The organism is Micromonospora andamanensis, from assembly GCF_016863495.1.
Classification (GTDB): Bacteria; Actinomycetota; Actinomycetes; order Mycobacteriales; family Micromonosporaceae; genus Micromonospora; species Micromonospora andamanensis.
This window is the reverse complement of the sequence record NZ_BOOZ01000024.1, coordinates 40234-54136: the sequence shown is the minus strand read 5'-3', so window position 1 is coordinate 54136 and position 13903 is coordinate 40234. Positions and strand designations below refer to the sequence as shown.

Sequence of the window (13903 nt, the reverse complement as noted above, 5' to 3'; positions counted from 1 at the left end):
ACCCGTACCGGGGTGGGCACGCCATTACCTGACCACGAACGGGTCAGAGCAGCGAGTCGCGCCACTGGCGGTGCAGGGCGGCGTACCGGCCGTCCTCGGCGATCAGCTCGGCCGGCGGGCCGTCCTCGACGATCCGGCCCCGGTCGAGGACCAGGACCCGGTCGGCGGTCTCCACCGTGGAGAGCCGGTGCGCGATCACCAGCGCGGTCCGGTCCCGCAGGATGCTGCCGAGCGCGTGCTGCACCAGACGTTCGGTGGGCACGTCCAGCGACGAGGTGGCCTCGTCAAGGATCAGCACCGCCGGGTCGGCCAGGAACGCCCGCGCGAAGGCGACCAACTGGCGCTGCCCGGCGGAGAGCCGGCCACCGCGTCGATGTACCTGGGTGGCGTACCCGTCGGGCAGCGCCGAGATGAAGTCGTGCGCGCCGATGGCCCGAGCGGCGGCCTCGACGGCGGCGTCGTCCGCGTCCGGGCGACCGAACCGGATGTTGTCCGCCACGGTGCCGCCGTACAGGTGGGTCTCCTGGGTGACGAGCACGATCGTCCGGCGCAGGTCGGCGTCGGCCACCTCGCGCAGGTCCACCCCGTCGAGCGTGATCGTGCCCGCGTCCGGGTCGTGGAAGCGGGCGAGCAACTTGGCGACAGTGGACTTACCGGCGCCGGTCGGCCCGATCAGGGCCACGGTCTGCCCGGCGGGAACGGTGAGGTCCAGCCCGGTGAGGATCGGCGAGTCGAGGCGGTACCCGAACGACACCGCGTGGAAGCGGACCGCACCACGGGTCGGGCCGTCGGGCAGCGGCACCGCCCGGGCCGGTTCGGCGACCGAGGGCCGCTCGTCGAGCACCCCGGCGAGCTTCTCCAGCGCCGCCGTCGCCGACTGGAGCGAGTTGTAGAACTGGCTCAGCTCCTGCATCGGCTCGAAGAACCGGCGCAGGTAGAGCAGGAAGGCCGCGAGCACACCGACCCCGGTGTCGCCGCCCAGCACCCGGGCGCCGCCATAGCAGAGCACCACCGCGACCGTGACGTTGCCGATCAGCTTGATGCCCGGCGAGTACGTCGCGATCAGATGGAAGGCATGCCGGCTGGACCTGCGATAGTCGTCGTTGACCGAGTCGAAGATCTGCTGGTTGCGTGCCTGACGGCGGTACGCCTGAACCGCCCGGATGCCCCGCATCGACTCGACGAAATGGACGATGACAAGCGCCATCGCCTCCCGGGTACGCCGATACGCGGACGCCGAGGCCCGGGCGAACCAGCGGGACAGCCAGAACAGCAGCGGGAAGGCGAGCAGTGTCACCGAGGCCAACGGCAGGTCCAGCCAGAGCAGGATGCCGGCCACCGAGACGATCGTCAGGGCGGCCATGACCAGGCTCTCCACACCACCGTCGACCAGCTCGGCGATCGAGTCGATGTCGCTGGTCAGGCGCGAGATCATCCGGCCTGACGTGTACCGCTCGTGGAAAGCCACAGGCAGGTGCAGGAAGTGCGCGTACACCCGGCGACGCAGGTCGAGCAGGACGGCCTGGCCGATGCGGGCGGAGAGGGCGAGGAAGCCCCGCCGGGCCAGGTACTCGACGCCCGTCGCGGCGGCGAACGACACGGCCACGGTGATCAGCGGGCCGGGCTCGCCGGCCCGGAGTGGTTCGATCGCCCGGTCGATGCCGAGCATGACCAGGTACGGCCCGGACATGGCGGCGGCGTTCTGGGTCAACAGCAGCGCGACCGCCCCGCCCAGCCGCACCCGGTGCGGTCGCAGCACGTCCGCCAGCAGTGCCCGGCTGCGGGCACGGAGCCGGGCGACCGCTGCCGGATCGGCGTCCTCGGCGAGGCTGCGGTCGGCGTGCGGATCCGGTGCCACTCCCCGCCAATGGTCCGGGTCGGCCTCGGGCGGTGGATCCGGCACGGCCGACGTGGCGGTCACGAGAGGACCAGGGGAGAGTCGCCAGGCGCCGGATCGGTGGATGCCGGTGTTCCGGCGATCGACGGTACGGCCGGCTCGGCGGAGAGCAGTCCACGATAGGTGGGCACGCTGGCGAGCAGTTCGGTGTGGGTGCCGACGGCGGTGATCCGGCCGTGCTCCAGCAGCGCCACCCGGTCGGCCAGCGCGATGGTGGAGGGACGGTGCACCACCAGCAGCGCTGTGGTGTTCCGCAGCACCCGCTTCAGTGCCGACTCCACCAACGCCTCGGTGTGCACGTCGAGCGCGGAGAGTGGATCGTCGAGCACGAGCACCGCCGGTCGGATCAGCACCGCCCGGGCCAGGGCGAGTCGTTGCCGCTGGCCGCCGGAGAGCGACAGGCCCTGCTCCCCGAGCCGGGTTCGCAGGCCCCACGGCAGGTCGTACGCGAACTCCGCCTGGGCCAGCGCCAGGGCGGCCCGGACCTCGTCCTCACCGGCGTCGGGTCGGCCCAGGGTGAGGTTCTCCCACACCGACATGGAGAACAGGGTCGGCTCCTCGAAGGCGACCCCGACCAGGCCGCGCAGCGAAGCCAGCCGCAGGTCACGCAGATCGTGCCCGTCGAGGGTGATGCGGCCGGCAGTGACGTCGTGCAGCCGGGGTACCAGGGACAACAGGGTGCTCTTGCCGCTGCCGGTGGCACCCACCACGGCAAGGGTCTCGCCGGGCTCGACGGTGAGGTCGAGGCCGCGCAACACCGGGACGGCGCCCTCCGGATAGCGGAAAGCCACCCCCTCGAAGCGGAGTCGACCGCGCACCGTCGAGCGCGCCAGGGCGACGGCGACCGGCGGGTCCACGATGGCCGGCCGGGTGTCCAGCACCTCCTGGATGCGGTCGGCGGCGGTGGCCGCCTCCTGGCCGTTGGCGATGATCCATCCCAACGACTGCACCGGCCAGATCAGCATCAGCTGGAGGCTGACGAAGGCGACGAGCTGGCCGATGGTGAGCCGGTCACCGGCGACAGCAGCGGCACCGGCGACCAGGACCATGCCCAGGGTCAGGTTGGGCACCAGGTCGAGCAGCGCGGAGGTGCGGGCGAGCAGCCTGCCCTTGCCGATCCCGGTGTCGTGCAACGCTTTGGTGCCGGCGGCGAACCGGGCGGCGAGCTGCGGGCCCCGGCCGTACGCCTTCATCGTGCGGAGGCCCTGCGCGGTCTCCTCGACCAGGGTGGCCACGTCGCCCTGCTGGTCCTGCATGCGACGGGACGCGACGTGGTAGTGCCGGCCGAAGCGGCGGGCGATCAGGAAGAGCGGCACCGCGCTCGCTGCCACCAGCAGGCCCAGCGCAGGGTGCAGCCGGATCAGCAGCACCACCACGACCAGATAGGTGACCACGTTGAGAATGAGGAAGAACAAGCCGAAGGAGAGGAACCGGCGCAGCACCGACAGATCGCTCGTGATGCGGGAGAGCAACTGCCCGGACGGCCACCGGTCGTGGAAACTGGCCGACAGCTGTTGCAGGTGGGCGTAGACGTCGGTGCGAATCGCCGCCTCCATCGCCACCGAGGACGACGACTGCACCCACCGGCGAATGAAGATCAGCAGGGCCTCGGCCAGCCCCAGCAGTAGCGCCAACCCGGCCAGCACGAACAGCCCGGTCAGGTCACGTCGGGCCACCGGCCCGTCGACCACCTGCTGCGCCACCAGGGGTACGGCGATGCCCGCGCCGGTGGCGGCGAGACCGGCCACCATCAACCAACCGAACTCGAACGCGTGTGGACGCAGGTAACGTCGCAGCCGCCAGAGGTTGCGCAGGGGATGTCTACGGACCTCGCCCCGGTCGGCCGGGCCGCCGTCGCTCCCCGCAGCCACTACCCGACGGTAGCTGCGTCGGTCTTGGTCGATGTCTTCCGCTCCAGGGTGTAGGCCGGAAGTAGGTCTCGCACCAGGATTCCCAGTGCTTCGGCGATGCGCTGTGTGTCATCCAGTGTGATGGGGACTGTGGCGCGTGGCGAGATACGAACGGACACCCATTGCCCGTTCTGGCCGAGCCGTCTGGCCAGCTCGCGTTGGCTGATGCCGAGGCGTCCCATCCAGGCGCGGATTTCGGTGGCTACGTCCGCCGAGAGGCTGGCGGCCCCGTCCGGTGCTGTCATGGCCTGAATCTTAGCGGCTCACCCTTAACGGTCAAGGCATGAACATCAATGGATCTCCCGTGCCTTGACAATGTCAGGCTGAGCCTGACACTATCTCGGTCATGAGCAACACGATCGTCAACGCCATATCTTCTGAGGTGCGGGCTGAACTTGCCAGGCAGCGCCGCCCGCAGCGGGAGATCGCCGACCGGCTCGGCATCTCCATTCAGCAGGTGTCCCTCCGTCTGCGCGGCGAGGTCGAGTGGCGGGTCTCCGAGCTGATCCAGGTCGCTGATCTGCTCGGTGTGCCGGTCGCCCAGTTCCTGCCCGCACCGGCCGCGAGCGCCGCATGATCACCCGTCCCGGAAACGTCGGTACCCGCAGCAGCGCGCCCGACTTCCTCGCCCCCGACGTACAGCCCAACTGCAAGGGCGTCGACCCGGGCGCGTTCTTCGGCTCCGACGCCGACCAGAAGGCCGCCGCCCGGATCTACTGCGGCCCCTGCCCGCTGCGGCGCGGCTGCCGGGCGTGGGCCCTCGACCAGGGCTCCGACCTGTACGGGGTGTGGGGCGGGACGACGCGCAACGAGCGTCGCCGGATCGCCCGGCGTCGCGGGAGGGCCGCCGCGTGATCGCCGCGATGGCCACTCACGCCCGCACTACCCCCGCCGGCCGCGCCGCCCTGGCCCTCATCTGGGTCGGGCTGCTCATCGCGACCTGGGGGATCTGGCAGCTCCAGCAGGAGTTGCGCCGCCACCCGCTGGCGGCCTGACAAGACGCGAGCCCCCGACCGCACCACCGGCCGAGGGCTCCACCGGACCCACCTACCCCAAGCAAGGAGTCCAGATGTCCACCAAGACTATCCGTCCCGGTCTGACCGCCGCGACGCGCGTCGGCCGCGAACTGCTCGCCGCCGGCTGGGTGTACGACGCCACCACCGAGGTCGATGGTGGTGCCGTCGAGCGGATCCTGCTGCACCCGTCGGGCCGGCAGATCACTGCCACCAGCAGCCGCGACGGCGACAGCACCAAGCTGACGATGACCGGGCTGTCGCTGGAGGACGTGGCGGACGCGATCACCGCCGCCGGCCTCACCGCGACCGCCGAAGCCGCGCCGGAGCACTACCACTCCGGCGGCACGCTGGGCGGCCCGGGCGACACCGCCGCCCGGTGTGCGTGCGGCGTGGTGTTCTCCGGGTTCGACAGCCAGGCGGAGGCGCTGGCGGTGCTGAACGAGCACATCGCCAACCCGGTGCCGGCCGAAGCCACCGGCCCGCAGACCGTCCAGCACAAGCTGGCGGCCGAGCTGATCCGCCTCGCCCGTGACATCGTCCGCCTGGACCTGCCCCTCAAGGACACGATGTGCGGCGAGCTGGCGCTCGGGGTGCTCGCCAGCCGCGCCGACCTGGAGAAGTGGGCCGCCTACCTCGGCAGCACGATCGACACCGGCCCCGCCAACAACATCCCGGTCACGCAGCACCGGATCCTGCTGGACGGCCGTCCGTACGGGGCGTGGCTGACCGTTCGAGCGCAGATCCGGCCGGACGAGCCCACCGAGGTGGAGCGGCTGCGGGCTGAGGTCGCCCAGCTCCGCGCGCAGGTCGCCGGGGGTGAGCCCCGATGACGATGCCCGACGGCACCCCGCAGGGCCCCTGGCACCCGATCCACCACCCGGTCGGCTTGGACTTCGACCGCGCCGACACCGAAGGCGTCGACGCCGTCCGGTCGCAGCCGCTCGGTATCGGCGGAGAGCCGCTGCCCGGCCGCAACGCCCCGATCACCGTGCCCGGCCTCGCGTGCGGGCACATCGAGGGCGACCTCCACGACGACGAGTGCGCCTACTGGCGGGGCGTCGCATCCGGTGAGTACGCGGCCCCGGTGGTGCACCTGCCACCGTACGACCTGCGTGACCTGCGGGCCCGGGGTGTGACGGCCGCCGAGCTGCACCGCGCCGAACACGGGCGAGGTGCCGCGTGACGCCCCGGCCGAGCACCCACAACCCGATCACCAAGTCGTACGCCATCGACCAGATCACCGACATCGAGCAGCTGCGCAAGGTCGCCCACCGCATGTGGGAGGCGCTCGTTGCCTGCAGGGCCCAGGGAGAACACAGCTTCCGGGTGGCGGTCGGCGACGACACGTGCGAGCCGTGCCAAGCCGCTATCGATGGCGACCCGGACGCGTTCGGCTGCGACCACCACCGGACCTGGCAGAGGCTGGTCGACCGCGGCTTCGGGAGCGTGTGATGGCCTCCCTCGATCACCTGCTCGTGACCGGTGTGCTGCTCGCCGCCGTCGGCGTCGCCGTGCTCGTCATCGTGCTGGTCGACTCCCGCCTCGACCTGCGGGCCGCCCGCCACGACCTCGCCGAGCGAGAGCGGGAGCTGGCTGAGGCCCGCCGTACCGAGATCGACCTCCGCGCCGAGGTCGACCTGCTGAACGCGGCCTGCGACCGGCAGACCCGCCGCGTCGAGCAGCTGCGCGACGAGCTGGACGTCCTCACCCGCCCGGGTGGGGCGGGGCTGGTCGCCGAGATGACCGCCTGGCTGGGCGAACTGCCCGGCACCGACGAGCGGGAGTACCCCCGATGAGCATCGCGTCCATCCTGCGCGGCCACACCAGCGAGCAGTACATCGGCCGGCACCGCCGCGAAACCGTCCAGCCGGCCGCCGCCGACTGGTCCCCGCTGCACCCCGCCGACCGGGCCGCCCTCGCCCCCACCTACTGGGCCGACCGGCACCTGCCCGCCGGACCCGACGAGCGCACCGCCCACCACGACCTGGCCGCCATCGAGCGCGTGCGCGCCGCCGCCCAGGGCCAGCCCGTCACCTGGGGCGAGGTGATGGCCGAGCTGCGCGACCAGCTCGACCAGACCGCCCCCACCGAGCAGTTGCCCGCCGTCACCGGCGAGCAGCCCGACCCGGCCGAAACCGCCGTCGACCAGATCTTCACCGACGTCATGACCACGGAGCACACCCGATGACCCAGCAACCCCGCTTCCAGCTCACCCCCGAGCAGTACGAACGCCTCACCATGCCCCTCGACACCAACCGGGTCGGGAAGAACCCGAAGGGCTTCTCCCACCTGGAGGCGTGGGACGTCCGCCGGTGGCTGATCCGCGTGTTCGGCTTCGGCTCCTTCGACATCGAGACCATCAGCCTCGACCTGGTCAAGGAGATCGAGCACCCGGCCCGCCGCCGGAAGGACAAGAAGGGCACTGAGTACGGCGACCCCTACGTCCCGTGGACGGTGGTCTACCGGGCGCAGGTCCGGCTCACCGTCTACGACCAGTTCGGCGGCAAGGTCGTCCTCGAGGACGGAGCGTGCGGCGACTCCACCAACCAGCCGTCTCTCGGTGACTGCCACGACAACGCCTCCAAGACCGCGCTCAGCCAGGCGTTGAAGCGGTGCGCGGTCAACCTCGGAGACTGCTTCGGCCTGTCCCTGTACAACGGTGGCGGTGCCGCTCCGGTGGTCCTGCGGTCGCTGGTGGCCCCGGAAGCCGAGGTGTCGGCAGCGGCGGCCGAGCTGCCCGCCGAAGACGCCCCGGTCCGTCCGGAGCCCGGCACCGAGCCGGCGCCCGTCGACGAGCAGCACCACGAGCCGCCGGCCGCGCCCAACGAGCGTCCGGTGGCGGACCCGCCGGCCGCCGAGCCCCGCCCCGCACCGACGGCCAACGGCGTCCGCGACTGGACGCTGCACCCCGACCGCACCGCCAGCGGCATCCGCCAGGCCGCCACGAAACTCCTCGCCGAGCACCCGGCCGTCGCCGCCGCACGGATCACCAACGAACACGGCGACGACGAGCAGCTGTCCGTCCTGATGGACCGCCGCGCCAAGGAGCTGGAGCCGAAGGCGGCACAGCCCACCGAGTACGAAGAGCGGCGCCGCAAGCGCATGTTCGCGCTGCTCGGTGACCTCGGGTACCGCGAGCCGGAGCAGTACCGCGACGTCCTCGGGAAGGTCCTCCAGCGGAGCGTCGAGTCGTCGCGGGACCTGACGGCCGCCGACGTGGAGGACGTGATCGCCGCTCTGGTGCAGCGGAAGCGTCAGCTCGCCGGGCAGGGGGCTCCGGCATGAGCCTCAAGCCCACCGACGAGCAGCAGCAGGTCATCGACGCCTTCACCTCCGCCGACCGGCCCACCATCGTCGTGCAAGCCGGCGCCGGCTGCGGCAAGAGCAGCACCCTGAAGATGGCCGCCAAGGCGCAGCCGAACCGCAAGGGCCTGTACGTCGCGTACAACAAGGCCCTCGCCGTCGAAGCCCGCGGCGACTTCCCGCCGGCCGTCGACTGCCGCACCGCCCACTCCCTGGCGTTCGGGCCGGTCGGCCGCCACTACCGCGACCGCCTCAACGGGCCCCGCGTGCCGGCCAAGCAGGCCGCCGAGTTCCTCGGCTTCAACTCCCCGGTGCAGATCGCCGGTGAGCTGGCCCCACTCGCCCCGACCACCCTGGCCCGGCTCACGATGGACCTGGTCGGCAAGTTCCTCAACTCCGCCGACCCGGAGCCGGCCGCCGACCACGGCCCCCGCGTCGACGGGTACTCCCGCACCGACAACAAGGCCCTGGCCGAGTACCTGGTGCCGTACGCCCGCAAGGCGTGGGATGACCTTCAGCTCCAGTCCGGCGGCAAGCTGAAGTTCAGCCACGACTGCTACCTGAAGCTCTACCAGCTCAGCAGGCCGCGGATCCCGGTCGACTACGTCCTCCTCGACGAGGCACAGGACCTGTCGCCGGTCATGGCCAGCCTGTTCCACTTCCAGGACCACGCCCAGCGGATCATGGTCGGGGACTCCGCCCAGGCCATCTACGGCTTCCGGGGCGCGATCGACGCCATGAAGAAGTTCGTGGCGGACCAACGGCTCACCCTCAGCCAGTCGTTCCGGTTCGGCGCGGCCATCGCCGACGAGGCCAACAAGTGGCTCGACCTGCTCGACGCCCCGCTGAGGCTCCGCGGCTTCCCGCCGGTCAACTCGACGGTGGTGTCGATGGCGGGCGACGCGCGGGCGGTCCTGTGCCGGTCCAACGCCGGTGCCATCGCCCAGGTGATGCACGCCGCCGCCGCCGGCCGACGGCCGGCGCTGGTCGGTGGGGGAGACGACATCCGCCGTCTCGCCGAAGCCGCGCAGGACCTGCTCGCCGGCCGCCCCACCACCCACCCCGAGCTGGTCGCCTTCAAGAACTGGGACCAGGTCCGCGAACACGCCACCCACGACGACGCCAGCGGCAACCTTCAGGTACTGGTCAAGCTGATCGACGACCACAGCCCGGAGCAGATCATCCGGGTGGTCGCGAGCCTGGTCGACGAGCGCAGCGCCGACCTGGTGATCTCGACGGCGCACAAGGCCAAGGGCCGGGAGTGGGACACGGTCCGGATCGCCGGGGACTTCCGCGAGCCGCGGATCGACCCGGTGACGCGACGGGTGAAGCTGGTCGCCGACGAGCTGATGCTCGCGTACGTCGCGGTGACCCGGGCCCGGCAGGTGCTCGACCGGCAGGGTTTGGCATGGGTGGACTGGCTGGCCCGCCCGGTGCGGGCGAGACAGCATCCGGAGCACGCGATCCTGCCGGATGCCCCGGACCCGCTCGACGACCTGGCCGACGAGCTGACCGGTACGACTCCGGCGCCCGTCCCGGCGGTCAGCGGGCACCGGTCCTGCTGCTGGCTGTGCACGCCGTCCCTGCGTGACGCCTGGCCCGCCCCGGTTGCTGCCGGAGGGCACCGTGGATAGCCACCGCAGCCCCGGGGCCGGTACGCCGGCCCCGGGGGGCCTCGCCCGCCTCACCCACATCACCGACCAGCTCACCGCCGCACTGCACGACCTGGTGCAGCTGGTCCGCGACCACCGCGACGCCCACGACTGCCCACTCACCGGAATCCCCTGCGCGGGGCCGTGGGCCGCCGAGCAGGTGCTGGCGATGAGTCCCATGCAGCGTGCCGGTCTGCTGACGCTGGCGGCGGTGGAGCTGGAGGCGCTCGGCTACGGCCGACCGACCGCCGAGGACGCGGTCTGGCCCGCTGACCCGGCCGGAGGTGGCCGATGAGCGCCCGGTCCCTACCCAACCTGGCCCGGCAGCGGGTCGCCGTACCGATGGCGATCGGCCGCTGCAAGCTCTACGGCGACCCGATCCGGTCTGGTGAGGCCACGGTGTGGCTTACCCGGCCGATGGGTCTGTCGCACGTCGAGTGCAAGCAGCGCGCCGACGCTGCGGCCGACCAGCCCGGTGGTGCCTGATGGCCCGCCGTGCACGCCCGCGGCCCCGCCGAGGCCGCCAGACCGTCAAGTCCCGGCTCGCCCCCTGCATCTACCGGGCCGAGCCGACCCTGCCCGACCCAACCGACGCCGACCACCCGCTGTGCGTCTGCGGCCTGGCCTACCGGCATGTTCGGCACACCCTGCCCGACACGTCCGAGGCCCAGGCCGAGCACCTGCGCCGCATCGGAGACGACCGATGACCGGCCTGTGCCTCACCCTCCCCGCCGACTGGTGGGACCTCGGCGACGACGGCAACCGGCTCGCTCTCGCCATCTGCCGTGTCTGCCCCGCCCGGGGCGCGTGCGCGGCCGACACGGCGGAGGCGGAGGCCGGCGTCATCCGAGCTGGCGTCGCCTACCTGGAGCGGGGCGGCATCGCCCCGATCTGCCAGTGCGGCTACCCCGACGACAAGCGGCCGGACCCGCGGCGCACCACCGTCCTGTGCCGCCGGTGCCACGTCCCGCAGGTGCGGGCGTGGCGGCAGGACCGGCGCCGCTACTGGGCCGAGTACTACCGCCGTCGCCGCGAGGCGACCGCCGACACCGCACCTACGACCGAGGAGAAAGCCGCATGAGCACAACATCCCTGCCCCGCATCCCCAAGACGTTCGGCGCTGGAGCCAGCGTCGCCGTCCGCCTGCCCTTCGGTGAGGGGTCCGTCGCTCACCGCGTCAAGTACGACCCGCGCCCCAACGGCCGGTTTTACCGCGGCGAGGAGCAGACCTCGCTGGTGCCGCTCGCCGCCTGCGCACCGGAGGACGACCCGTGCGTGGAGCTTTCCGGCGGTTGGGCGGACCACCAGGGCGCTCAGGCGTGCACCGAGGACGCCTGCTTCCCCGACGCGGAACCCCGCTGACCGGCTGGCCCGGGTCTACCCCTGGGCCCGGGCCAGCCCACCGCACCGACCCGCACAACAGATCAGGAGCCACCGGGTGAGCTACCAGGCCGTGCAATGGGCCCTCGACAGAGCGCCCATGCTGCGGACCGACAAGGGCAAGCCGGACGCCACCGCCCGCGCCGTCCTCGTCGCCCGCGCCGAGCGCGCCGACGAGCACGGACGCGACTCCCACGCCGCCATCGCCGACGTCATCTGGCGCACCGGCTACGACGAGCGGACCGTCCAGCGCGCCGAGGAGCGCCTGGAGGCCGCCGGCCTGTTGGTCCGCGACGGCGTCACCCGGTTCGGCACCATCCGGTGGAACCTCGACATGACCAAGGTCCGTGACGAGTCGGAGCGGGCCGAGATCGAGGCCGCCATCGCGAAGCGGAAGGCCGACAACGCGGCCCGGGAACGGGCCCGCCGGGAGCGTCAGCGGGCCGCCCGGACCGCCGCCGACGACAACCACCGTGTGGATTCTCCGTCCACACGTGTGCACGGAAACAGCACACGTGTGGATTCTCCGTCCACACGTGTGGATTTTGACTCCACACGTGTGGACGGAACGCCCCCCGAACCACCCACGAACCGTCCGGGAACCACCCGAGAAACCACCCAGGAACCCTCCTCTGGGGGCACGCTGCCCCCAGACCCCCTGCGACCCCAGTCGCCTACGGCTCCTGGGAACGGGATTGAAAGCTCACTCTCTGACGACGGCCAGCAACCACCTCAGCCTGAGACCGCAACTCACGACCGCGCGCGCGAGACCGAACCGGCCGGGCCGCCGAACCTCCGCCTGGTCGTCGACAACGCTGCACCGGGCAAGGGCTTCGGGTTCTGCCTCGCCTGCCACGCCGAAGGCCACACGACCCTCGCCGTCGACCCGGTGAGCGGTGACGCCTGCCTCTCCCACATCCGGAGCGCCGGATGAGCACCCTGCCCCGGCACCGCACCCCCGGCGAACGCCGCGCCCAGCAGTCCGCCCAAGCCGCCATCGCCCGCGCCCAAGCCCGAGCCACCCCACCCCCGGCACCCGACCCCACCGACCCATGGGCCGGCGCATGGCCACCCAGCCCCGCCGCCTGGCGCACCCGCTGCCGACAAATCCGCCAAGAAGCCGAGGAGAACCGCCATGGCTGAAATCCGCACCATCCGCACCGCCCGCAAACCCCACCGCTGCGACACCGACACCGGCCACCGCTGCCGCACCACCATCCAGCCCGGCCAGCGGTACCTCATCGCCGCCATGCCACCCAACAGCGAACTCGGCAACACCGGCTGGTGGGTCGTGAAGATCTGCCAGCCCTGCGCCGAGCAGTACGGCACCGCCATCGACGAGCAGGCCACCCCGCTCGACACCACCACCCGCGCCCGGCGCCCACGCACCCGGGCAGCCCGGCACCGCCCCGCACGCCGCCACGTCGACGAGCCCCGCCTCCACCGACCCGTCGTCGACGTCCACCTCCCCGCACACGACATCGCCTGAGGAGCCCGCAAATGACCTTCCTCGACGCCATGCACGCCGACGACTACGCCCAGGCCGAAGGCCGCGCCGCCACCGCCGAAGACGAACTCAGCGAAGCCCTCGACGAGCTCCGCGAGGCCCGCACCGACCGCGACCGATACGCCGCGATCCTCCACGCCACCGCCGAAGCCCTCCACCACCCCAAAGCCGTCATCAACGGCCTCCCCGCCGCCGCAGCCGAGACCCACGACGCCGCCCACAACCTCGCCGCCCAGCTCGACAAGGCCACCGCCCACGCCGAACACCTACGCGACCAGATCGCCGACCTCACCGACCAACGCACCCTCCTGCGCCGCCAGATCGACGGCCTCACCGCCGACAACACCAGCCTGCGCAAAGCCAACACCGCCTACGCCAACGAGAACGCCCGACTCCGGCAACAGGCCACCCCGCTCGACACCACCACCCGCGACCGCATCGCCGCCGACGCCCTCAACTGGGCCGCCAACCACATCGACCCCAGCGACCGCCTCGAACCCCTCGACGAGCAGCACGCCATCACCCTCGCCACCTGGCGCGGCACCGCCACCAACCTGCGCTTCTGGGCCGACCAGGTGCTACGCGGCTACATCGAGCCCCGACCGGCCGGAAGCCCCCCGCACGTCACCGCCGTCGCCTCGGTTCCGCCATCCCGCGCGCAGGAGACCGACCAGCAGCTGCGGAACCGGATGGAGCAGGCCATCCGCGCGCGGCTCGGCAAGGCATGGCCGGCGACTGGACGGGCGGTGGCCGCATTCGGCGACGAAGTGTTCCTCGACCAGATCGCCGCCGTCGCTGCGGTCGCCGCCGTCGAGGCCCTGGGCGAGCAGGCGGAGGGCTGACCGGTGATCGTCCTCAGCGTCATCTGCCGCGCCGTCGACCACGAAACCACCGAGGCCCGCGCCGCCGGCTGCGTCTGCCCTGAGGAGTGGGGCAAGCCCTACCGGCCCGCCCCGACGAAGCCGAAGAAGGCCCGTGGGCGCTACGTGCCCGGGCGCGAGCACAACAAGAAGGGCGCGCACCGCACCACCGTCACCGAGCCGGACTGGGTTGCCGTCGAGCGTGCCCTCGGCGGTGACCGGACCTTGGTGCTCGCCAAGTGCGAACGCGACGAAGCGATGGACCGCGTCGACCGGCATGGTGCGTCCGCCCGCCAGGTCGCGATCCGCCTCGGCCTGTCCGCCCGCACCGTGCAACGCCGTCGCGCCGAACGCAACGCCACCACCCGCACCGCCTGA

At 72.1% G+C, this 13903-nt stretch carries 23 protein-coding genes; 20 read left to right on the top strand and 3 right to left on the bottom strand.

Annotated elements, in window-relative coordinates; translation table 11 throughout:
- Positions 1 to 43: 43 nt before the first annotated feature.
- The 3 genes from Van01_RS19875 to Van01_RS19865 are packed head-to-tail and all read right to left on the bottom strand — an operon-like array spanning position 44 to position 4052.
- Complete coding sequence (locus tag Van01_RS19875) at positions 44 to 1921, bottom strand: ABC transporter ATP-binding protein (protein WP_204009497.1); 1878 nt, start codon at positions 1919 to 1921, stop codon at positions 44 to 46.
- Entirely contained in the window at positions 1918 to 3768 is a 1851-nt protein-coding gene (locus tag Van01_RS19870) for an ABC transporter ATP-binding protein (protein WP_204009494.1), read from the bottom strand. Before Van01_RS19870 ends, Van01_RS19875 begins: the two co-directional genes overlap by 4 nt.
- The gene (locus Van01_RS19865) at positions 3768 to 4052 is read right to left on the bottom strand and encodes a helix-turn-helix domain-containing protein (RefSeq protein ID WP_204009491.1); all 285 of its coding nucleotides are present in this window, start codon (positions 4050 to 4052) and stop codon (positions 3768 to 3770) included. Before Van01_RS19865 ends, Van01_RS19870 begins: the two co-directional genes overlap by 1 nt.
- Before the next feature lie 101 nt (positions 4053 to 4153).
- On the opposite strand from Van01_RS19865, the gene Van01_RS19860 reads away from it, so the two are divergent.
- The 20 genes from Van01_RS19860 to Van01_RS19770 all read left to right on the top strand — a co-directional run bounded on the left by Van01_RS19860 (position 4154) and on the right by Van01_RS19770 (position 13903).
- Positions 4154 to 4384 carry a helix-turn-helix domain-containing protein gene (locus tag Van01_RS19860; protein WP_204009489.1) on the top strand — a complete coding sequence of 77 codons (231 nt, stop codon included), beginning with the start codon at positions 4154 to 4156 and terminating at the stop codon, positions 4382 to 4384.
- Positions 4381 to 4662 (top strand): WhiB family transcriptional regulator, encoded by a 282-nt coding sequence (locus tag Van01_RS19855; RefSeq protein ID WP_204009487.1) that lies wholly within the window; start codon positions 4381 to 4383, stop codon positions 4660 to 4662. Before Van01_RS19860 ends, Van01_RS19855 begins: the two co-directional genes overlap by 4 nt.
- A gap of 8 nt (positions 4663 to 4670) precedes the next feature.
- Entirely contained in the window at positions 4671 to 4802 is a 132-nt protein-coding gene (locus tag Van01_RS33505) for a hypothetical protein (RefSeq protein ID WP_275410374.1), read from the top strand.
- Positions 4803 to 4876: 74 nt separating this feature from the next.
- Positions 4877 to 5653, top strand: coding sequence for a hypothetical protein (locus tag Van01_RS19850; RefSeq protein ID WP_204009485.1), 777 nt, complete (start codon positions 4877 to 4879; stop codon positions 5651 to 5653).
- Positions 5650 to 6006 (top strand): hypothetical protein, encoded by a 357-nt coding sequence (locus Van01_RS19845; protein ID WP_204009834.1) that lies wholly within the window; start codon positions 5650 to 5652, stop codon positions 6004 to 6006. The genes Van01_RS19850 and Van01_RS19845 overlap by 4 nt, the downstream gene beginning before the upstream one ends.
- Positions 6003 to 6275, top strand: a complete 273-nt coding sequence (locus tag Van01_RS19840) for a hypothetical protein (protein WP_204009483.1) — start codon at positions 6003 to 6005, stop codon at positions 6273 to 6275. The genes Van01_RS19845 and Van01_RS19840 overlap by 4 nt, the downstream gene beginning before the upstream one ends.
- Complete coding sequence (locus tag Van01_RS19835; RefSeq protein ID WP_204009481.1) at positions 6275 to 6619, top strand: hypothetical protein; 345 nt, start codon at positions 6275 to 6277, stop codon at positions 6617 to 6619. The genes Van01_RS19840 and Van01_RS19835 overlap by 1 nt, the downstream gene beginning before the upstream one ends.
- Positions 6616 to 7011 carry a hypothetical protein gene (locus Van01_RS19830; RefSeq protein ID WP_204009479.1) on the top strand — a complete coding sequence of 132 codons (396 nt, stop codon included), beginning with the start codon at positions 6616 to 6618 and terminating at the stop codon, positions 7009 to 7011. The genes Van01_RS19835 and Van01_RS19830 overlap by 4 nt, the downstream gene beginning before the upstream one ends.
- Complete coding sequence (locus tag Van01_RS19825; protein WP_204009477.1) at positions 7008 to 8108, top strand: Rad52/Rad22 family DNA repair protein; 1101 nt, start codon at positions 7008 to 7010, stop codon at positions 8106 to 8108. The genes Van01_RS19830 and Van01_RS19825 overlap by 4 nt, the downstream gene beginning before the upstream one ends.
- Positions 8105 to 9760: a UvrD-helicase domain-containing protein gene (locus tag Van01_RS19820; RefSeq protein ID WP_204009470.1), complete on the top strand. Its 1656-nt coding sequence runs from the start codon at positions 8105 to 8107 to the stop codon at positions 9758 to 9760. The genes Van01_RS19825 and Van01_RS19820 overlap by 4 nt, the downstream gene beginning before the upstream one ends.
- Complete coding sequence (locus Van01_RS19815) at positions 9753 to 10073, top strand: hypothetical protein (protein WP_204009467.1); 321 nt, start codon at positions 9753 to 9755, stop codon at positions 10071 to 10073. Before Van01_RS19820 ends, Van01_RS19815 begins: the two co-directional genes overlap by 8 nt.
- Positions 10070 to 10264, top strand: a complete 195-nt coding sequence (locus Van01_RS19810) for a hypothetical protein (RefSeq protein WP_204009465.1) — start codon at positions 10070 to 10072, stop codon at positions 10262 to 10264. Before Van01_RS19815 ends, Van01_RS19810 begins: the two co-directional genes overlap by 4 nt.
- Positions 10264 to 10485: a hypothetical protein gene (locus tag Van01_RS19805; RefSeq protein ID WP_204009464.1), complete on the top strand. Its 222-nt coding sequence runs from the start codon at positions 10264 to 10266 to the stop codon at positions 10483 to 10485. Before Van01_RS19810 ends, Van01_RS19805 begins: the two co-directional genes overlap by 1 nt.
- On the top strand, positions 10482 to 10859 hold the full coding sequence (locus tag Van01_RS19800) for a hypothetical protein (RefSeq protein WP_204009462.1): 378 nt from the start codon (positions 10482 to 10484) through the stop codon (positions 10857 to 10859). The genes Van01_RS19805 and Van01_RS19800 overlap by 4 nt, the downstream gene beginning before the upstream one ends.
- The gene (locus Van01_RS19795; RefSeq protein WP_204009460.1) at positions 10856 to 11140 is read left to right on the top strand and encodes a hypothetical protein; all 285 of its coding nucleotides are present in this window, start codon (positions 10856 to 10858) and stop codon (positions 11138 to 11140) included. The genes Van01_RS19800 and Van01_RS19795 overlap by 4 nt, the downstream gene beginning before the upstream one ends.
- Positions 11141 to 11216: 76 nt before the next feature.
- Positions 11217 to 12092, top strand: a complete 876-nt coding sequence (locus tag Van01_RS19790; RefSeq protein ID WP_204009457.1) for a hypothetical protein — start codon at positions 11217 to 11219, stop codon at positions 12090 to 12092.
- Entirely contained in the window at positions 12089 to 12301 is a 213-nt protein-coding gene (locus Van01_RS19785) for a hypothetical protein (protein ID WP_204009454.1), read from the top strand. The genes Van01_RS19790 and Van01_RS19785 overlap by 4 nt, the downstream gene beginning before the upstream one ends.
- Positions 12294 to 12647: a hypothetical protein gene (locus tag Van01_RS19780; RefSeq protein ID WP_204009451.1), complete on the top strand. Its 354-nt coding sequence runs from the start codon at positions 12294 to 12296 to the stop codon at positions 12645 to 12647. The genes Van01_RS19785 and Van01_RS19780 overlap by 8 nt, the downstream gene beginning before the upstream one ends.
- Before the next feature lie 11 nt (positions 12648 to 12658).
- Complete coding sequence (locus Van01_RS19775; protein WP_204009448.1) at positions 12659 to 13507, top strand: hypothetical protein; 849 nt, start codon at positions 12659 to 12661, stop codon at positions 13505 to 13507.
- Between the two features lie 3 nt (positions 13508 to 13510).
- A complete protein-coding gene (locus Van01_RS19770; protein ID WP_204009445.1) occupies positions 13511 to 13903 on the top strand; it encodes a response regulator transcription factor in 393 nt (130 codons plus the stop codon).